At 46.4% G+C, this 20428-nt stretch carries 18 protein-coding genes; 16 read left to right on the forward strand and 2 right to left on the reverse strand.

Features of this window, described 5'->3' with window-relative positions:
* Nucleotides 1–6 precede the first annotated feature (6 nt).
* From hisB to H509_RS0122750, 13 genes are all read left to right on the forward strand, one after another.
* Nucleotides 7–618 (forward strand): imidazoleglycerol-phosphate dehydratase HisB, encoded by a 612-nt coding sequence (gene hisB / locus H509_RS0122690; protein ID WP_028547078.1) that lies wholly within the window; start codon nucleotides 7–9, stop codon nucleotides 616–618.
* Nucleotides 619–621: 3 nt separating this feature from the next.
* Nucleotides 622–1233, forward strand: coding sequence for an imidazole glycerol phosphate synthase subunit HisH (hisH, locus tag H509_RS0122695; RefSeq protein ID WP_028547079.1), 612 nt, complete (start codon nucleotides 622–624; stop codon nucleotides 1231–1233).
* 79 nt (nucleotides 1234–1312) lie between these two features.
* Complete coding sequence (hisA, locus tag H509_RS0122700; RefSeq protein ID WP_028547080.1) at nucleotides 1313–2053, forward strand: 1-(5-phosphoribosyl)-5-[(5-phosphoribosylamino)methylideneamino]imidazole-4-carboxamide isomerase; 741 nt, start codon at nucleotides 1313–1315, stop codon at nucleotides 2051–2053.
* A 107-nt stretch (nucleotides 2054–2160) separates the two neighbouring features.
* Nucleotides 2161–2919 (forward strand): imidazole glycerol phosphate synthase subunit HisF, encoded by a 759-nt coding sequence (hisF, locus tag H509_RS0122705; RefSeq protein ID WP_028547081.1) that lies wholly within the window; start codon nucleotides 2161–2163, stop codon nucleotides 2917–2919.
* Complete coding sequence (gene hisIE / locus H509_RS0122710) at nucleotides 2916–3638, forward strand: bifunctional phosphoribosyl-AMP cyclohydrolase/phosphoribosyl-ATP diphosphatase HisIE (protein ID WP_028547082.1); 723 nt, start codon at nucleotides 2916–2918, stop codon at nucleotides 3636–3638. The genes hisF and hisIE overlap by 4 nt, the downstream gene beginning before the upstream one ends.
* 316 nt (nucleotides 3639–3954) lie before the next feature.
* Complete coding sequence (locus H509_RS0122715) at nucleotides 3955–4905, forward strand: ribose-phosphate diphosphokinase (RefSeq protein ID WP_028547083.1); 951 nt, start codon at nucleotides 3955–3957, stop codon at nucleotides 4903–4905.
* A gap of 152 nt (nucleotides 4906–5057) precedes the next feature.
* Complete coding sequence (locus H509_RS26400; protein ID WP_051287540.1) at nucleotides 5058–7091, forward strand: tetratricopeptide repeat protein; 2034 nt, start codon at nucleotides 5058–5060, stop codon at nucleotides 7089–7091.
* Between the two features lie 102 nt (nucleotides 7092–7193).
* Nucleotides 7194–8150, forward strand: a complete 957-nt coding sequence (trxB, locus tag H509_RS0122725; RefSeq protein WP_028547084.1) for a thioredoxin-disulfide reductase — start codon at nucleotides 7194–7196, stop codon at nucleotides 8148–8150.
* 234 nt (nucleotides 8151–8384) lie between these two features.
* The gene (locus H509_RS0122730; protein WP_028547085.1) at nucleotides 8385–9338 is read left to right on the forward strand and encodes an ROK family glucokinase; all 954 of its coding nucleotides are present in this window, start codon (nucleotides 8385–8387) and stop codon (nucleotides 9336–9338) included.
* Nucleotides 9339–9366: 28 nt separating this feature from the next.
* Nucleotides 9367–10263: an RNase adapter RapZ gene (gene rapZ, locus H509_RS0122735; protein WP_028547086.1), complete on the forward strand. Its 897-nt coding sequence runs from the start codon at nucleotides 9367–9369 to the stop codon at nucleotides 10261–10263.
* A 12-nt stretch (nucleotides 10264–10275) separates the two neighbouring features.
* Nucleotides 10276–11262 (forward strand): gluconeogenesis factor YvcK family protein, encoded by a 987-nt coding sequence (locus tag H509_RS0122740; protein ID WP_028547087.1) that lies wholly within the window; start codon nucleotides 10276–10278, stop codon nucleotides 11260–11262.
* A gap of 7 nt (nucleotides 11263–11269) precedes the next feature.
* The gene (gene whiA / locus H509_RS0122745; protein WP_028547088.1) at nucleotides 11270–12202 is read left to right on the forward strand and encodes a DNA-binding protein WhiA; all 933 of its coding nucleotides are present in this window, start codon (nucleotides 11270–11272) and stop codon (nucleotides 12200–12202) included.
* Between the two features lie 265 nt (nucleotides 12203–12467).
* Nucleotides 12468–12734, forward strand: a complete 267-nt coding sequence (locus H509_RS0122750) for an HPr family phosphocarrier protein (protein WP_028547089.1) — start codon at nucleotides 12468–12470, stop codon at nucleotides 12732–12734.
* Nucleotides 12735–12822: 88 nt separating this feature from the next.
* On the opposite strand, the gene cls is transcribed toward H509_RS0122750, so the two are convergent.
* Both cls and H509_RS28270 read right to left on the reverse strand, forming a co-directional pair.
* The gene (cls, locus tag H509_RS0122755) at nucleotides 12823–14388 is read right to left on the reverse strand and encodes a cardiolipin synthase (protein WP_028547090.1); all 1566 of its coding nucleotides are present in this window, start codon (nucleotides 14386–14388) and stop codon (nucleotides 12823–12825) included.
* A 101-nt stretch (nucleotides 14389–14489) separates the two neighbouring features.
* The gene (locus H509_RS28270) at nucleotides 14490–14726 is read right to left on the reverse strand and encodes a hypothetical protein (protein WP_157277911.1); all 237 of its coding nucleotides are present in this window, start codon (nucleotides 14724–14726) and stop codon (nucleotides 14490–14492) included.
* 299 nt (nucleotides 14727–15025) lie between these two features.
* On the opposite strand from H509_RS28270, the gene H509_RS26405 reads away from it, so the two are divergent.
* From H509_RS26405 to H509_RS0122770, 3 genes are all read left to right on the forward strand, one after another.
* Complete coding sequence (locus H509_RS26405) at nucleotides 15026–17857, forward strand: endo-beta-N-acetylglucosaminidase (protein ID WP_084159357.1); 2832 nt, start codon at nucleotides 15026–15028, stop codon at nucleotides 17855–17857.
* 129 nt (nucleotides 17858–17986) lie between these two features.
* On the forward strand, nucleotides 17987–18769 hold the full coding sequence (locus tag H509_RS0122765; RefSeq protein ID WP_028547091.1) for a hypothetical protein: 783 nt from the start codon (nucleotides 17987–17989) through the stop codon (nucleotides 18767–18769).
* A 536-nt stretch (nucleotides 18770–19305) separates the two neighbouring features.
* Complete coding sequence (locus H509_RS0122770; protein WP_028547092.1) at nucleotides 19306–20049, forward strand: SIMPL domain-containing protein; 744 nt, start codon at nucleotides 19306–19308, stop codon at nucleotides 20047–20049.
* Nucleotides 20050–20428: the final 379 nt, after the last annotated feature.

The following is a 20428-nucleotide window of genomic DNA, read 5'->3' on the forward strand; positions in this document are numbered from 1 at the left end:
AGGACGATGGCGACGACAACCGATGACAAAACCGTACGTGAGGCGACGATTATACGCAAGACAAATGAGACTGATATTCAGCTTTCTTTTGGGGTAGATGGACAAGGAAAGAGCAGCTTAAATACAGGAGTTCCTTTTTTAAATCATATGCTGGATCTATTTACGAAGCATGGTCATTTTAACCTGACAGTAGAAGCTGACGGGGATATCGATATTGATGATCACCATACGGTTGAGGATATCGGTATATGTTTAGGCCAAGCCTTGCGCGAAGCGTTAGGTGACAAATCCGGCATTAAGAGATATGCCTCCGTGTTTGTTCCAATGGATGAAGCATTGGCGCAAGTCGTCATTGATATTAGCAATCGCCCGCATTTGGAGTATAAAGCGCAGTATCCGTCCACACAGGTAGGTACTTTCCAAACGGAGCTTGTGCATGAATTTCTGTGGAAGTTGGCGTTAGAGGCTAGAATGACGCTGCATGTCATTGTCCATTATGGTCAAAATACGCACCACATGATTGAGGCGGTGTTTAAGGCACTCGGCCGAGCGTTGGATGAGGCGACTGCTATTGATCCACGTGTACAAGGAGTCCCTTCGACAAAGGGAGTGTTATAACCGATGATTGCGATTGTTGATTACGGAATGGGAAATCTACACAGCGTGGCCAAAGCGGTAGAACGGCTCGGATCAACGGCCGTCATTACAGCCGATCGTGATGTGCTGGGTGCTGCAAATGCTATCTTGTTGCCAGGTGTCGGGGCTTTTGGTGATGCGATGGATGCATTACGTACAACAGGCCTTGATGTTGTTTTGAAGGAGTTGGCATCGTTGGGCAAGCCATTGCTCGGCATATGCTTGGGGATGCAGCTGTTGTTTGAGCGCAGTACAGAGCATGGGGATCATGAAGGTTTGGGTCTTTTAAAAGGAACGGTAGTACGTTTTGCAGAGGGAATGGCTAAAGTGCCGCATATGGGATGGAATGAGCTGAGATGGAAGCAATCCCAGCACGCATTGGTTAACGGACTCGCAGCAGGCCACGTATATTTTGTTCATTCTTATCATGTATTGCCAGAGGATGGCGCGGATCTTATAGCCGTATGTGACTATGCGGATCGGGAAGTGACAGCTATTGTAGCACGGAAATCTATATATGGGATGCAGTTTCACCCTGAAAAAAGCGGGGAGCTGGGGCTTCAACTGCTACAGCAATTTTTGAGGATGGTAACCTAGAATCAGATAAGGGAGACGAAACACGGCAAGGACTAAATTAGGAGCTGAAGATCGATTGCTTACAAGGGGGAAGGAAACCATGACACCATCATTTATCGTATATCCGGCCATCGACATTCGTGGCGGAAAATGTGTGCGCCTTATTCAAGGGGACTATGATCAGGAGACGGTGTACCACGATAGCCCAGTTGAAGCTGCTCAACAGTGGGAGGCAGGTGGTGCTGACTGGATTCATTTGGTTGACCTTGATGGAGCCAAGGAAGGCCATCCTGTCAATGATCAAGTTATTGGCCAGATTGCGGCAAGCGTTAACGTGCCTGTTCAAGTCGGAGGTGGCTTGCGTTCGGAGAGGGATGTAGAGAAATTGCTTGAACTTGGCGTGGCTCGTGTAATTTTGGGGACGGCAGCAATTGAAGATCGTGCCTTCGTAGAGCGGGTGTTGGCTCGTTATGGAGCTAGAATTGCCATAGGCATTGATGCCCGCGACGGCTATGTAGCTACACGTGGCTGGTTGGAGACTTCGACGGTTCAAGCAGATGTATTAGCCCGTGAACTGGCGGATAAAGGGGCGGAGACGTTTATCTTTACCGACATCTCTCGTGATGGCATGATGAAGGGGCCGAATGTGGAAGCGATTGTACAGCTTGCTGCTGCATCAGGACGCACCGTAATTGCTTCGGGTGGTGTAAGTACGCTGGATGATTTGGCGGCGTTGTCAGCTTACGTCAACTCGGGCGTGGGTGGTGCAATTGTGGGTAAGGCCCTTTACACGGGGGCTATCGACTTGGTAGAAGCATTACAGCTTACTGCACGAGTGTAACTATAAGGTTTGCAGTGTCTGAATTTGAGACATGTAAGAAGGCGATAGCAGTGTACACAGCATGGACGGCAGCTTATGTGCAGCGAGTGAGGATTGGGGAGTGACTTATGTTAGCCAAACGGATTATTCCTTGCCTTGACGTCAAGGACGGTCGGGTTGTAAAGGGTGTCAACTTTGTTCAATTACGGGATGCGGGTGACCCTGTAGAACTTGCAGCGCTGTATGACCGTGAAGGCGCAGACGAGCTCGTTTTCCTTGATATATCAGCTTCTATTGAAGGACGAGCAACGATGGTGGAAGTGGTGCGTGAAACGGCGGGAAACATCTCGATTCCTTTCACTGTAGGCGGAGGAATCAGTCATGTTGATGATATGCGCCGTCTGCTTCGGGCAGGGGCTGACAAGATCGGCATCAATACGGCAGCTGTCAAACAGCCGGAATTGATCCTAGAGGGAGCAAGACGATTTGGCAGCCAATGCATCGTTGTAGCGATTGATGCCCGATACAACGCGGAATGGCAGACATGGGAAGTGTATACGCATGGCGGACGCACAGCAACAGGCATAAAGGCTGTGGAGTGGGCACAACGAGCCGCGGCTTTGGGGGCAGGCGAGATTTTGCTTACAAGTATGGATGCGGACGGAACGAAGGACGGATTTGATGTACGTTTAACACGTGCAGTTACAGATGCAGTGTCGATTCCAGTCATCGCCTCTGGTGGAGCGGGTAAGGTGGAGCATTTCGCAGCCGCATTTTTTGAAGGAAATGCAGACGCGGCACTGGCCGCTTCCATTTTCCATTACAAGGAAATAGCCATAGATGAGGTAAAGCAAGACCTTCGCATGAGAGGAGTTGCGATACGATGAATGAAGGAACACTACAATCTGCACCTTGGGCGAGCTGGTCGGATACCGAGGTTCAGCGAATAGCAGACTCTTTAAACTGGAATGACCAAGGACTTATTCCGACTATCGTGCAGGATGCGTCCAATCAGAAAGTATTGATGATGGCCTATATGAATCGGGAGTCACTAAAGCTTACTTGCGAGTTGGGTGAGACTGTATTTTGGAGCCGCTCTCGTCAAGCGATTTGGCACAAAGGGGCGACCTCTGGCCATACGCAGCGTGTCGTTGCAATGACCACAGATTGTGACAAGGATACATTGCTAGTCCAAGTGGTTCCTAACGGTCCAGCCTGTCATACAGGGAGTGAGACGTGTTTCTTTGAGAACATCGGCGGAGAACCGTCTGAGTATGGAGGACGTTTTGAGGTGTTAGCAGCACTTGAGAACACGATTGCCGAACGACAACGGGAGCGGCCTGTTGATGCGTACACCACCTATTTATTTGATAAGGGCATTGATAAAATATTAAAAAAAATAGGTGAAGAATCAGCCGAGGTTATTATTGCGGCTAAGAACAATGATCTTTCGGAGCTCACAGGCGAGCTTGGTGATTTACTGTTCCATATGCTTGTGCTAATGCGTGCTAGCGGATTGCCATTTGATCAAGTACTGGAAGAACTACAGCGTCGGCACCAATCACCTCGTCGCGATAAATATACTGAGGTTGGCAAAATTAAATAGCAGATGAACAAAAGAGGCAGGACGCTTTGAAGCAGGTGCGCAGCATAGAGCAGCGCACAGCAGCAACGGACTGCTTTTTTTGTTGTAAACGCTGCTGATCCAGATTTATAGGCCAGCTCTGTACAAGAACCAGCATGCTGTGCTTATTTCTGCATATGCTAGTAGGGGCTGGTCCTACTGTAGTAGTTAATCAAGGGATTGCTAGAATTAATTGTGCGAGTTATAATAATATAAGAATTATTATTATTTAAAAACATTTTTCATTGCGTTAAACTTCACTATCGATTGTCTCATTGATAAGGGGGAACCGTAACGTATGCAGAGCAGTAAATTACGCATGTTCACGGGTTCATCGAATCCAAGACTAGCTCTTCAGATTTGCCAGAAGTTAGGCGTGCCTCTCGGTCATGTCACACTGTCTACATTTAAGAGCGGCGAAATTTATGTGCACTACGAGGAGACGCTTCGTAATTGCGACGTTTTTATCGTCCAATCGTTCTCACATCCGATCAACGAGCATTTTGTTGAGCTGCTTGTGATGATTGACGCGGCTAAAAGAGCCTCAGCCCGCACCGTTAATATTATTGTTCCATATTACGGATACGCCCGCCAAGAACGCAAAGCCGCACCACGAGAGCCAATCTCGGCTAAAATGGTAGCGGATGTACTCACTACAGCTGGGGCTAACCGCGTCATTACGATTGATCTGCATGCACCTGCTATCCAAGGTTTTTTTAATATTCCGGTAGATCACTTGACTGCTTTGGACCTCATTAGTGAATATTTGAGTGCAAAGCGAATTGTCAACCCTGTTATCGTATCCCCAGATGCCGGCAGAGCCTCCACGGCGGAGAAACTGGCGGATCAATTGGATTCTCCGTTTGCCATAATGATTAAGAAGCGCCCAGCGCACAATGAATCGGTCATTACGCACGTTATCGGTGACGTTGCAGGGTGTACGCCAATCATTATTGAGGATTTGATCGATACAGGTACGACCATTGTGAATGTGGTGGACAGTTTAAAGGAACGTGGAACAAGGGATGTGTACGTCTGCGCGACACATCCCTTGTTCAGTGCGGATGCCTTGATCAAGCTGAATCACACTCATATCCAAGAAGTGGTCGTAACCGACTCTATTTTGCTCCCAGAGGATTGTCCGCAGCATTTCAAGGTGCTGTCCGTTGCGCCTATGTTAGCAGAAGCTACCCGAATTATTACGAATGGCGGCTCTATTAGCACGCTGTTTAAGTATAAGGGCGTATAAGCGAGAGTTCTGCTTAGGTTGTTGTAGAGGATATTGTGAGGGACATTGTCCCTTTAACAGCGCTTTGTGGAAAGGGTTGAGGGATTTGCGCGTCCTTATGTTATACTTGAGGGTATGTGTATAACGAAGACGTGTAAGGAGGTGCCTTGGCGATGGCAGAACAGAAATCTGAATCAGCCGGACCTATACTGAATACTCAATCTGCAATTATTGCATTTCCGGTCGATGCTACAGCCTATGCTGATCGCGCCATGAAGGCTTTGGAGCGGTTGCATTACGACAAGGCATTAAAATATTTCCGGAGAGCTGCGGATAGTGAGCCCGCAAACCCCGTACACCAATGCAATTTGGCCGGCGCGCTTGCTGAAACCGGACAATTCGAACAATCGAATCGCATTCTGGAGCATGTGATCGAACAACTCGATCCTGACTTGACAGAATGCTACTACTATATGGCGAACAACTGGGCCTATCTGGACAACTTTAACCTCGCAGAGGTGCTGTTGGAACAATACTTGACGCTTGATCCTTATGGAATGTATGCGGAAGAAGCAGAAGAGATGCTGGAAATGCTCCGCTTTGAAATGAGAAGCTCTCATTCATCCCCTCGAGGACGTACCGGCTCTGCGCACAAAGCGGGTATGAACCTTGGAGACAAGGCGGAGCGTATGACAGAGGACCTAGAGCAAGCTGACCCCAGTTCGGTTACGCAGTCTGGTAACTGGAATTCACTCAAGGGGAACCAGGCAGAGGACCCTGTGTCAGCATCATCACATAAGACCGTGGAAGAACAGGCAGACATGAATGGGGAGCCCCTGATGTCAGAAGAAGACAACGATATGGATGAACAAGAACGAGACCACTCCATGGCACGCGTGTTGTTGGAGGAAGGAAGGTTTGCAGAGGCGGAGCAGTTGCTGCTTCACATTTTGCAGGTTGATCCGGAGTTTCTTGCGGCACGTAACAACTTGGCATTAGCGTATTATTATATGGGACGTTTTGATGAAGCAAGAAGCGAGCTTGAAGGGGTATTGGATCGTGACGGCGGTAATCTGCATGCCTTATGTAACTTGGCCATTTTCGAACGTCATGCAGGCAATGAAGATAAAGTGCAGCTGTTAATAGCTATGTTGACAAAGACAGAGCCTTTTCACCGTGAACATGCGTTTAAGTTGGCCACTACGATGGGCATACTCGGTGAGCACGCAGAAGCATATCGTCACTTGAAGCGTATCGTGACCAAGAGCAGCATGCGCGAGCCAAGTGTATATCATTATGCAGCAGTTGCGGCATGTCATGTGGAACGTTATGATGAGGCTGCCAGATGGTGGGCAACGTGTCGACGCCTAGATCCGCAGTCTGGAATTGCAACGTATTATTTGGAACAGCTGCAACGCGCTCGACCCGGTGAGGCTTGGCAGGTGATGCCAAGTTATCATTATCGACTTCCTTATGATGAGGCGAGTCGAAGACATCGTCACGCTGCACAAGCGGCTGACGCAACCTCCACAAGGATTGAGGATGCCGGTGATGGCACAGAAGCAAGTTGGGAACAGCAGGTGAAGACAGACCCACTTGTTCGTTCGTCCTTGTTCTGGGCGCTTCGCTTCGCAGAACTGAATGTTAAGCTGCAAGCGCTGGAAGCCATGAGTCTCCTTGGAGATGATGAGGCAAAGGGCGCACTGCGAGCGCTTTTGACTGATCGCGAACAGGAGACATACGTGAAGCAATTAAGCCTATACGTATTGCGACGAATGGGAGTGCAAGAAACGCTAGACGTGCTGATTGGTGAAGACATCATCCAAGTCAGCACACCTTATCTGCTGCAAGGACCACTGGAATGGCATCCTGAATGCCAAGCCGTTATTCATATGCTGCGTGTGCAGATGGACGATCAGTATGAATTGTTTATCATACATGATGCGGAACTGATGTGGGCCGAGTTTGTCGCTGCCATGTATCCTGACACCCCTCGAATGTTGAAGCCCGATGCTTGGGCTGCCGCCATCGAATATAAGGCGGGCAAGCTGCACGGCAAGAAGGTGTCGTTCCAAGATGTGGCGAATCGTTATCAAGTAACGGCCGCCACTGTAAGCAAATATGCAAAGCGTATTGAAGAGATGTGCCCTGTGCATCATAATTGGAAAAAGATACATTCATCAAGTGGTCACGAGCCAGTACAATAATTCAGATTAACAAGGCTCATCCTTGGTTATTTAACGCTTGTAATAGAAGAGACGAAGCTATGTACACATCACGGTCGCAGGTACCGTCAAGGAGGGTTATTTATGGAACATAAAGTTTATAAATCAGTTGTTATCGGGACAGGTCCTGCCGGCTACACGGCAGCGATTTACTTGGCACGTGCCAATCTGAATCCGCTCGTTATTGAAGGTCCGCAACCAGGTGGCCAATTGACAACAACGACAGACGTTGAGAACTTCCCAGGCTTTCCAGAAGGCATAACAGGTCCTGAATTGATGCACAGCATGCGTAAGCAAGCAGAACGTTTTTGCACTACGTTTAAGACAGGCATGGTGCAGAGCGTTGACTTGTCAGAGCGTCCATTTAAGCTGCAAGTGGATGGACTCGGCGAAGTCGTGACAGAGACGCTAATTATTGCAACGGGTGCCTCTGCCAGATACTTGAACATTCCTGGTGAGCAAGACAACTTGGGCAAAGGAGTAAGCGCCTGCGCAACTTGTGACGGCTTCTTCTTCCGCAACAAGAAGATCGTTGTTGTAGGGGGCGGAGATTCAGCTCTTGAAGAAGCTAACTTCTTGACGCGTTTTGCTTCTGAGTTGACTCTGGTTCACCGTCGCGACGAACTGCGTGCTTCGAAAATTATGCAGGATCGTGCGAAGTCCAATGAGAAGATTAAGTGGGCACTCAATCGTACACCAATTAATGTAGAGTCTACAGGTATGGGTGTTACAGGCTTGAAGGTGCTAAACAATGAGACGGGAGAAGAGGAACTTATCCCAACAGACGGCTTATTTGTAGCTATCGGACATACGCCTAATACAGGCTTCCTTGGCGGGCAAGTAGCCTTAACAGATAACGGATATATTCAAGTGAATCCAGGGACGACAGAAACAAACGTGCCAGGTGTATTTGCAGCAGGCGACGTACAAGACCAGAAGTACCGCCAAGCGATAACAGCAGCAGGTTCAGGTTGCCAAGCAGCGCTTGATGCAGAGAAATTCCTTGAGGGAAGTGCCGTACATGACTGGAGCGGTAATTAATTCGTAGGCTAAACGTGCCAGTCTTAATAGGTACGTCCGAATTCATATAAGTTTCACAGTATATTCATAACATTTAAGACATGTCAGAAACGGAGCCGCAGGGCTCCGTTTCTGCTTAAAGCGCAAGCAGAAACGCTATGTTTAGGCAGTGACCACTTCTCTTGACCTGACTAGTGGGTTCGCGTATAGTGGGTACTGAAGTAACATACGATTATGAATAAAGGTGGATGACGCATGTCTGAGCAAATCTACGTGGGTGTCGATTTGGGAGGTACGGCTATTAAAGTCGGTATAGTGGATGCAGCAGGGAATTTGGTGCAAACCTATGAAGGACCGACAGAGGTGCCCAAAGGTCCCGAAGCGGTAATCGATAACATCGAGAAGTACGTTCGTCATATCGTAGAGGAATCTCCTTATGATTGGAGTCAGGTGGCTGGAGTCGGCACTGGTGTAGCTGGATTCACGAATGTAAAGGAAGGCGTTATCGTTCTTGCCCCTAACGTAGGGTTTAAGGATGTGCCGATTCGTTCCATATTAGAAGAACGACTAGGCAAGCCGATCAAAATAGACAATGACGCCAACGTTGCTGCACTAGGAGAAGCCTGGAGCGGGGCAGGTAAAGGAATAGATCATTGCGTATGCTATACGCTCGGTACAGGTGTCGGAGGCGGCATCATTATCGGGGGCAGAATAGTGCAAGGATTTTCCGGATTAGCAGGGGAACTTGGGCATATGGCTGTTATTCCTGACCTCGAAGCTATTCAATGTGGCTGCGGCAAAATGGGATGTCTGGAGACGGTGTCTTCGGCAACCGGAATTATCCGCATGGCAAATGATGCGGTAGAACGTGGAGACCGCACATCTCTTTCTTTGCTGGAGAGCGGAATTACGGCAAAAGATGTTATCGATGCAGCCAAGTCTGGTGACGAGGTTGCTATTCGGATCGTTAGCCGTGCCGCTTTTTATTTGGGTAAGTCGATGGCAGCGGTTGCTGTGTCACTTAATCCAGAGCGCTTTATTATTGGAGGCGGCGTATCGAAGGCGGGCGAATTTTTATTTGAGCAAATTCGAGAGACGTTCTTGAAGTTAACACCAGAACCGGTTACGCGCGGCGTATCAATCGTTGCGGCGGAACTTGGCAATGATGCCGGCATGATCGGAGCGGCAGGCTTGTTCTTGCGTTCGTAATCGGCTCGTATAAGGAGAGGACGAATCGATGATGGAATCGACAGAAACGGCAGCAGTCTCGAAGCTGGTTATTATTACGGGAATGTCTGGCGCCGGGAAGACGATTGCTGTACAAAGCTTGGAGGATCTTGGGTTTTTCTGTGTAGATAATTTGCCTCCTGTTCTTATCCCTAAGTTTGCAGAGTTGATAGAGCAGTCCAAAGGGAAGATCGCTAAAGTTGCACTAGTAATTGACTTGCGCGGTCGTGAATTTTTCACGGCGCTGTCCGAGTCTCTTAATTATATTCGGGAACATTTTACTATTAGTTATGAAATTTTATTTTTAGATGCAACGGACGGTGTGCTGGTGCAGCGTTATAAGGAAAGCAGACGCCGTCATCCTTTGGCTCCTGACGGAATGCCGTTGGACGGGATCGGAATGGAGCGCAAGCTGCTAGAGGACTTAAAGGGCTGGGCAACACAAGTGATTGATACCAGCAATTTGAAGCCTGCGCAGTTAAAGGAACGTATTATTTCACGTTTTATGCATGCGAATCAGCATCTGATGTCGGTTAACGTCACTTCCTTTGGCTTTAAATATGGTGTGCCAATTGATGCAGATTTAATCTTTGACGTACGCTTTTTGCCGAATCCACATTATGTGGAGCAACTTCGTCCACGGACGGGGCAGGATGCAGAGGTGTACGATTATGTCATGAAGTGGCCGGAGACACAACAATTTCTGACCAAGCTGCTTGATATGTTGAACTTTCTCCTTCCGCAGTATTATAAGGAGGGCAAGAGCCAGGTTGTTATTGGTATCGGTTGTACGGGCGGCAAGCATCGATCAGTAGCAGTAGCTGAATATATAGGTCGTATGATTGGCGCAAGCGATACGGAAAATGTGCGTGTCAGTCACCGCGATGCGGAGAGAGATCGACACTAGCGGGAGGTCGCTATGGGGCATAAGTTAAAAGAGCGGGAGCGTCCGCGTATCGTAGTTATGGGAGGCGGCACCGGGCTGTCTGTCATGCTGCGCGGGCTTAAGGAGAAGCCGCTTGATATTACGGCTATTGTGACGGTTGCAGATGATGGCGGTAGTTCAGGTATTTTGCGCAGCGAGCTGAACATGCCGCCACCAGGAGACATCCGTAATGTGCTTACAGCTTTGGCAGATGTAGAACCTTCCCTGTCGGAGATGTTGAAGTATCGTTTTAACGCGGGCACCGGGCTTGCTGGCCATAGTCTAGGTAATTTGATTTTGGCAGCGATGACTGATATTACAGGTGACTTCGTGGCGGGTGTTCGAGAATTGAGTCGTGTACTTGCTGTTCGAGGCAAAGTGCTTCCTGCCGCTGAGCAGGCAGTAGTGCTGAAGGCAGAGATGGTAGATGGCACAATTGTCGAGGGTGAGTCCAATATTCCGAAGTATGGCCAACGCATTAAGCGTGTATTTTTGGAGCCTGAAGATGTAGAGGCCTTGCCAGAAGCTGTGGAAGCGCTCCGTGAGGCTGACGCGATTCTGATTGGACCAGGCAGCTTATATACTAGCATTATCCCTAATCTGCTTGTGCCTGACTTGGCCAAGGCAGTTGTAGAGTCAAATGCGGTGAAGTTATTTGTATGTAATGTAATGACCCAACCAGGTGAAACGGATAATTATACGGTAAGTGATCACCTTCAGGCTGTTCAAGAGCACGTTGGTCATCAGTTATTTGACTATGTCATCGTTAATGATGGAGAAATTCCTCCTCAAGTACAAGATAAGTACGCTGAGATGGGGGCCAAAGCGGTTCAGCTGGATTTGGACGAAGTCACACGACATGGCTACAAGGTCATTGCCGATTCCTTAGTTTTGTTCCGTACTTATTTAAGACACGATGCGGACAAATTAAGTTATCATATTTATCAATTGGTTGAGGATTGGATGTTACGAAAGAGGTGAATGACCCATGTCTTTTGCGGCACAGACCAAGAAGGAATTAACGCTGATTGAATCGGATACGTGCTGTGAAAAGGCAGAATTGTCTGCGCTTATGCGTATGAACGGTTCGGTTCAGATCTCCTCTAATCGCAAAGTCATATTGGATATCTCGACGGAGAACGCAGCAATCGCCCGTCGTATTTATACACTCGTCAAGAAGCATTTTCAGGTGCATACAGAACTGCTTGTACGTAAGAAAATGCGATTAAAGAAAAATAATGTATATATTGTACGGATTCCAACTCAGGTGCAGGAGATGCTCTCGGAGCTTCATATCGTATCTGAGGGCTTTTTGTTCACAGAGGGAATAGATAAAGGCTCAGTAGCAAACAATTGCTGTAAGCGTGCTTATTTGCGTGGTGCTTTTATGGCTGGCGGCTCAGTGAACAACCCGGAAGGGTCCTCTTATCATTTGGAGATTTCTTCCATGTATGAGGAGCATTGCAAGGCGTTAGCGGATCTTGCCAATGAATTTGGCTTAAACGCCCGTTGTATTGAACGTAAGAAAGGCTTTGTGTTCTACATTAAAGAGGGCGAAAAGATTATTGAGTTTCTTAATATTATTGGAGCTCACCAAGCTTTATTTAAGTTTGAAGACGTACGAATTATGCGTGATATGCGTAATTCGGTCAACCGGATCGTGAACTGCGAGACGGCGAACTTAAATAAGACGATCGGTGCGGCGGTTCGCCAAATCGATAACATAAGGCTTATCCAGAAGGAAATTGGTCTGGATACACTTCCTGACAAATTAAAGGAGGTTGCCGAAGTTAGACTGGCACATCCAGATATTAATTTGAAAGAAGTTGGCGAGCTTTTAAAGGGTAAAGTAAGCAAGTCAGGTGTTAACCATCGCTTGCGCAAATTGGATGAGATGGCGGAACGAATTCGTAACAGCTAGTACTTTTTTGCTAGTTTAATATCGGTTATAATGCTATAATGTGATGAGAAAAAGCTGGATCGAAGTCGTTCGTTGTACATTAGGCCGGAAGTAGGAAGACAGTTAGGTCTTGTGAAACTTTGGCTAGAGGATGGTCAGATCTTATTTTTTCATTCATAAGCAGATGAATTTGTTATTCTCATATCGTAAATTGCACTGCACTCACGTAAAATGGATGTAAGCACAACTAATGAAACAAGGATTAAATATAGGGGGTATGATTCGCATGGCTCAACAACCAGTTGTCGTACGATTGAAGACAGGACTGCATGCACGTCCAGCAGCGCTGTTCGTTCAAGAGGCAAACAAATATTCCTCGGATATCTTCGTGGAGAAGGAAGATAAGAAAGTTAACGCGAAGAGCATCATGGGAATCATGAGTCTCGCAATCAGCTCTGGCACTACAATTAGCATTACGGCTGAAGGCGCAGACGCAGAACAGGCTGTAAGCGCTTTAGTAGCGCTTGTCAGCAAAGAAGAGTTAGAGAACTAAGACGCGGTATATTACCGCGCTACATAGCACTTTATGATGTGAAAGGAACCGTTCTACGGTTCCTTTTTTCTATATGAGGCAGCTAGGCCTAGAGTAATGGAGATAATAGTCGTGTGAGCGATTCGACGATACGCTTGCTTACTTTACGATGGACGAATTCACGCGGGTTAATGGGGGTCGAGCATTTGAAGTCTTTGTAGAAGCTATAAAGAATATCGTCTATAACAGGCATGTCGTATAGGATAGCGGTCACTTCATAGTTCAAATGGAAGCTGCGAATATCCATGTTGGCGGTGCCGACAGAGGCAATTTTGCCGTCAATCAGCATCATTTTGGCATGCGTAAAGTTCTCTTTGTAGCGATAAATCTGCACACCATGTGCCAGCAGCACAGCGAAGTACGACTGGGAGGCTTGATCGCTGAGCAGGCTATCGCTCTTGCCTGGATACAAGATTCGAACATCAATACCCGAGGAAGCAGCGAGCTGCAGAAACGTAAGTGTTTCCTGATCAGGTACGAAGTAAGGTGTTGTGATCCAGATTGACTCTTTGGCGCTAGCCATTAAGGACAAGAAGACATCACGCATTTTGGCCTCTTTATAATTAGGTCCGCCAGGAACGATTTGGATGCCACCTTTGCTCTCCGTGGAAACTGCCACTGGATGGGGAAAGTAATCTTCATTGTACATAAACTGCTTCCACGTTTCCTTGTAGGTCCGACTTACTGCATAGATCCAGTCCTGAAGAAATATGCGATGAAGATCATGCACAGCGTAGCCTTCGATACGAAGGTGACTGTCTCTCCAGAAGCCCATTTTGGATTGCCCCATATATTCATCCCCAACGTTCAGACCGCCCGTAAAGGCAACCTGTCCGTCCACAACGACGATTTTGCGGTGATTCCGATAATTGGCCGACTGGGTCAGTGAATACGCAAATATCGGATCAAATGCCGCTACTTTAATACCGGCTTCCCTCATTGGTGCTAAAAATTTGTCTCTTAAGGCGTGGCTGCCAAGTCCGTCATACATAAAACGAACTTGAATGCCCTGCTGTGCCTTCTCTATAAGCAAATCACGCAGTTCTGTTCCGAGACGATCGGAACGATAAATATAATATTGGACATGGATGTGATGAACAGCCTCGGCAATCGCTCCGCGTATCGCATCGAATGTCTCATCTCCGTTCGTCAGCAAGTTTGCTGAGCTGCCTCCTGCACAGCTGTCGCCACCAATGAGACGTATCCTATCAGCAACTGCTTGTGAATATGGGACGAGTTCGGGTTGCTCAGAAGTCTGCGTCCCTGTAGGGTCTGTATGTATCGGAGATGCGGCCTTCTTTGTTTCAGCATCCCGTATGGCCTGCTTGGCGATGTTAATATAGGTTTGGACATGCTTGCGCTTTCGGCTGTTACGCCCGAACAGCAGGTACAGAATTATTCCTAAGGTGGGGTACGAAAAGAGAACAAACAACCAAGATAACGTTGTTTGGGGAGAGCGATTCTCCATAAGAACCACTATAACAATGGTGGCCGTTATCCCGTATACGCTCCATTTTAGTATGGTGTAAAGTGAGCCTACCGTTGAATTCAAAAGTAACGTGAGTGCAATGGCAATGGCTGTTCCAAGAAGGAATCGTGCAAATTTATTTTTCATATCGTCTCCTCATGCTGCTATTTAACAGCGAGCTGTTATCGTTATTACCACGATTCCAGCAAGCGTCATCGTTCATTCCACAACTGTAAATCTAGCTGTAGTTAACATCGACTAAACAGGTTGCCTATGTACTTCATCATAACGAATGGAAGTGACAGTGAGAAGGCTAACAGCAAAAATTGTGCAAAAGTAATTTCCAAGAATGGAGGCACATATGCCGTATGCTTGTAGAATCGGATCGTTTCGTTTTGCTTGGCAATCCGTTCATTCCGGTGCTGAATACATACTGTAAACCAGTGTATCCAATAGAAAGGGTACTTCTTTCGTAATTTGCCCAATTAGTAGGGTGACCATTTAAAAAGAGAATAAAAAAAGTGTCGAAATTCACGTTCGATAGGCCTAAGGTCATTCAAATCGTATGAACCTTGCTTGTGTAATAGATGAGTCTTAAGAAGGGATGCATGAGCGACTCTAAAATGTATGCGGTTACATTTGTGAGTTTTATACACCATTTCTTTAATTAGTACACTATTATGTTGATCATATTGGAGTTACGGTAAAGGTATAGACGCGTCTAGCTTAAATTTTTCCAAATTAACGATTATCATTATACGAACCCCACTAGAGAGGTGTTAACATGACCACACACACGTTACAGAAAAAATCCCTCGTTCGTAAAGCATCCAAAGCGGTATCCCTGTGTACGATAACCGCACTATTAGCCACCATGATGATCTGGCCAAGCCCTGCTTCAGCGCAGGAGACGCCGCGCGGGCCGCAGCAGCCTTTTCTGCATGGCTACAATGCTAAGCAGATGAAGGAGTGGACACCGGAAAGTGACACATATGCAAAATATATGCGCTCGCGTGTTCCGTTGGCTCAACGGATTCAGCCATTCCAGCCCACACAAGCGCATCCGGAATTGACGACTACAGCACAAGTGATGAATTTGTCCGCTGATTATGATAAAGAAGAGTGGTTCGAAGGCTACCGCTACAACGATAGCTTCAGCCGCAACGTATTAAAAAATTGGCAGTACCAGGATATATATGCTTCCTGGCATGGGCTTCCGATAGCGGGTTCGCCTACTGAGGATGGCAGACGAGATTATGGTGTCGTTAACATCCCGAATCCGGCCTATACAGACGCAGCACACCGCAACGGTGTCACTAGCCTTGGCGGATGGTTCTGGCCTCGTAATATTAATTTCGCTGAGCTAGTGGAGAAGACAGCCGACGGCAAGTTTCCGGTCGCCGACAAGATGATCGAGATGGCGAAGTATTTCGGCTTTGATGGTTACTTTATTAACCAAGAGGCGACCATTAGCAAGGCTCATGCTGATTTACTGATGGAAATGCTTAAATATATGCGCGCTCAGGGCATGTATCTTAGCTGGTACGACAGCTTGACAATTGACGGCAAAATTTCATATGTCAATGGCTTTAACGAGAAAAATTCCCCTTGGTTAAAAGATGAACGCGATGGCAAACGTGCCAATGACAGCATCTTTATGAACTATGCGTACACGCCAGAAGGTCTGGAAAGCAGCGCCGACCATGCCCGTAAGCTGGGCATTGACCCTTATGCGTCTGTGTTTGCCGGCATCGAAAATGACAAGTTCCGCTTTGATCGCGGTTTGGAGTTAGAAGCGATTTTCCGTAATGACGCCGCACGTAGTGCGCGCACCAGTGTAGCGTTATTTGGGACAGATATGGTATGGAACAAAGGTCCGAACCCATTTGACTTAAATACACAGTCGTATGTCGAACAGCGAGAGCAGGCGTACTGGTCTGGACCTCTTGGCAACCCTGCGGAGAGCGGTAGAGCAGTGGGGACGGAATACGAAAGCTGGCCAGGCATTGCGCATTACATAGCGGAACGCTCCGTTGTAGGCTCGTATCCATTTGTAACGCGCTTTAATAATGGTCATGGTCTTGATTTCTTTATGAACGGACAGAAGTCGAGCGATGCCGAGTGGAACAACATGGCTGCGCAGGATATTTTGCCAACTTGGCAGTGGTGGACGAAATCTGCCGGTAAAGCGCTTGCCGCAGGTTATGATTATACGACCGCATGGAACGGCGGTTCTTCACTTAAAATTGAAGGTACATTAAATAAAAATAATGCTACTGACATTCATTTGTACAAAACGGATCTGCCTGTCACCAAAGACGTTCAATTGTCTTTGACGTATAAAGCAAACAGCAATGCGCAGCAGAATGCTGCTATTCAAGCGCTGTTATCCTTTAAAGATGATCCGAAACATCCTGTGGCAGTGAACCTGAACGGCGGACTAAGCGAGCAGTGGAGCACGGCAACAGCTGATTTGAAGTCGTTTGAAGGCCGAACAATCGCGGCGATCAGCCTTCGTGTAACGTCACAATCTAACGAAGATACAGCATTTAAAGCTAATATTGGCGAATTGAAGCTGACGAACAAGAAAACAGCGCAAGCTCCAGCGGCGCCAACAGGTTTCCAAGTTGAAAAGGCGATGTTCGATGATCAGCAAGCGGCGATGTATGTGAAATGGGCCTTTAACGATAAGCAGCAGGATGTTTGGTATTACGATCTTATGCGAGTTATGAATGGCAAACGAGAGTCAATCGGACGTATTTATGACGAGGTGTATTACTTGAAGTCTTTGCCTCGTAACAACGAAAACGATGTGAAGTTAGAGTTGTCAGCAGTGGGCAAGGATGGTACAGCAAGCGCGCCACAAGCGATTGCATGGAAATGGGGCACAGGCGAGCGTGTAAACTTCACACAAGGGCCAATCGCGGCGACTTCCATTGAAGCTATGCATTTGGCAGGTGACAAGCTCAACATGGAAACAGGCTGGACAGAAACGATTAACATTCGTGTCATGCCTTCGACAGCGGCTAATGTGAATGTAACGTGGACATCAAGCAATGAAGCAGTGGCTAAGGTGGATGCACGTGGCAAAGTGACAGCGGTTGGGGCAGGGGATGCAATTGTAACAGCACAAACAGGACCTGTAAACGGCCAACCAGGCATTAAGCGTAATATAACTGTTAAGGTAGTAGCTCCTGTTCAAGCACAAGGCGGGGTCGTGCTGGAAGCAGAGAAATATGACGATTCCAACGGTTTATTCAAAAAGAGCAGTTACGTCAATGTGCGCGACTTGAACTTTGCAGACTGGATGTCGTTTAAGGACGTCGATTTCGGTGACAAGGGTGCTACGAAATTAACGGTTCGTGCAGCTGTGTTAGCAAAAGACACTCGGATGGAAGTCCGATTAGGCGGCGCGACAGGCCAACTTGTGGCAGATGTGGCCTTGCCTGTAAATACACGTCAGTTGGCACCATTTTACAAAAACTATTCGGTTGATTTGTCCGCGGCAGTAACGGGCAAGCAGCAGGTGCATATCACGTTCAAGAACCCTAACTATCGCAACTGGACAGTACGTGATAGTGGTATTGTCGATGTAGATTGGTTGCAGTTTCAATAATTAAAGCCCCTTTACAATTAGAAGGAGTGTCGATCAGTTCTAAGAACTTTTCGGCACTCTTTTTTTTATTAAGTTTATTTTCGCGACATTATTTGGAAAATGACGTAAACAGGTAGAGGGGGTTACACGATGAATCGAAAGGGATATCGAATCGTACTTGTAGCATTTGTATTACTGCTAGTAGGTACAACTGTGAAGGCATCAGATGTTTGGCAACTCCAGCTCTATTCTGGCAAAGTGTATTGGATGGACAAAGAACTTGAAAATAGTGCAACTACACCATTTCTGCAGAAAGAAGGGGTTGCGTACATACCTGTGCGTTCGTTCGAAAAATCAGGCATCGGCTTTACGAGATATGATGCAAAAACTAAAAATATTTATATCGATCCTTATGATACGTTCAAGCCTACATCTGTTTCTAAGGCATACGCTCGAAAGGAAGATGATTTCTTTAAATTACGAATCAATAGTAGTAAAACAAGCTACAAGGAGGGAGAGAATCTTGACATTTGGTCATCATTGGATGTAATAAGCACAGCAAGTATCACAATAAAGCATGGAAATCCTTTAGTTAGTTATTTTCTTATAGATGAGGATGGCTTGTTTGTTTCGGAAACTAGAGCCGCATCGCTCCATACAAGTACCTTGCATGTTGACGATCAAATGATCTCAGTCTGGCGGGGTATGCTGGCTCACCATTATATAGGGGCTAAATATGGATATTTTGACAAGCCAAATGGAGAACAATTATTCCATCAGGAGGTTGCCAGACCTTTGCGCCTGCCAACTGGTGATTATACGATTGGCGCTTTTGCTGAGTATAGTGTCTCTAATGAAATACAGGAACATATAGAGAACAACGAAGTTAAAAGAAAGCGTTTAGAAGCAGCAATTAAAATTAAAATCGAGTAGATTACGATCCTTATGAGAATCCGTTTCTCTTAAAGCTATAATGTGCATCGCCCATGTAAAGTAGGGTTTATTTTAAAGAATAGGCCGCAGAAAAACTTTTGAGCAGCTTTGATCCGTCCGTGCTTATTTATGGTTGTTGTGATCCCGTTCTAAAGCTTCTTTTGCCCAATCACGTGGTGGAATCTTATAGTTAATATGCAATAACAATCCTATAATTATTAATAGAAGAATAATGATGAGTATTGACACATGACATCAACTCCATTTTTTAAAAATTGTCTTCAAGTAAACTGCTGTTTGATGAATTGGTGTGAATTTTGTGGACAGAGAGGTCAACAGAAGAGAAGTTACATTTTTTATAGTTCTATACTGTGCAGTATAATCTAGTGTGTTCAATAACTCAAAATAATCAGCTCTACAAAATGGCTTTTGAACTAAAAATAAAAAAGTTATCCCTACCTGCAACAATAATTGTCCAGCTACCGTTTAGAAGAGAAGATAATAACCAAACTATAACTTAAATGGAGGTATGGATGATGCATAATTGGTTAAAACGTACGGGAGTGGCGATGGTAGTTAGTGGCGCTTTAGTATTTGGAGTGTTAGGAGTTGGTAATGTGACACAATCATCTATTGCTTATGCAGCGAGTGAACAACAGCGTGATCTGATTTCGGTAACTGGTGTTGGCAAGCTGGAGGTAGAGCCTGATATTGCTTACGTAAACTTAGGTGTTGTGACGAAGGCGGTAGAAGCTAGCGTGGCGCAAGAACTGAATGCAACTGCATTTGACAAGGTGAAGAAGGCTTTGGAGTCGTACGGTGTGCAGGCTAAAGATCTAAAGACAGTTGAATTTTCTGTTCAGCCGCAATATCAATATAAAGACAACGAAGAACCTAAGATCGTGAGCTATCAAGCTACACATAACGTATTAGTTAATTACCGCGATCTGACAAAGCTTGGCAAGATGGTGGACGCTGCTTCTAAGGCTGGTGCTAACCGAATCAATCAAATTAGCTTTGACGTAGAGAACAAGGATAGTGTAGAAACAACGGTGCTGGAGAAAGCTGTAGCACATGCGAAGAAAAAAGCCGAAGCGCTTGCTAAAGCATCAGGACGTACGCTCGGTGTTGTCGTAAACATAACAGAGTCCGGTTACGATTATTCACCAGTTCGTTATCAGGCTGAGATGATGAAGATGGATGCTGCACCGTCATCAGCCCCGCAAGGTGGTCAAGTGAAGCTGCAAGCGACGATTCAAGTCGTATATGCTTTGAAATAGTACGACCGTATTTCATACTGAATATGGAAATAACATAAGAGGTTCCCGAATGTCAAATTCGGGGACCTTTAATTTTGCTGCTAATTGCGTTAAAATAGTGGATAGTGCTCCTTTACATGGAACAAATGCGTTAATTCCGTGAATTAGCAGGTATGTATCTGTCGAAATTACGCAAAACTAGTTGTATCGCCTCGCAAAACAATGTATATTGAATATGCAAAATTAATCTACGAATGATCAGGCCATACCAATGGATATGGCTTTTTTTAATGACGATATCGGAGTTTGTCTCGGATGGCTGCGCTAGTCGTCAATAACATGCCTCTATACGCGGTCGCTCTCGTTGAATAACGGACCTCGATAGAGGTTTATCTCATTA

The organism is Paenibacillus taiwanensis DSM 18679 (assembly GCF_000425125.1).
GTDB classification, from domain to species: Bacteria; Bacillota; Bacilli; order Paenibacillales; family Paenibacillaceae; genus Paenibacillus_B; species Paenibacillus_B taiwanensis.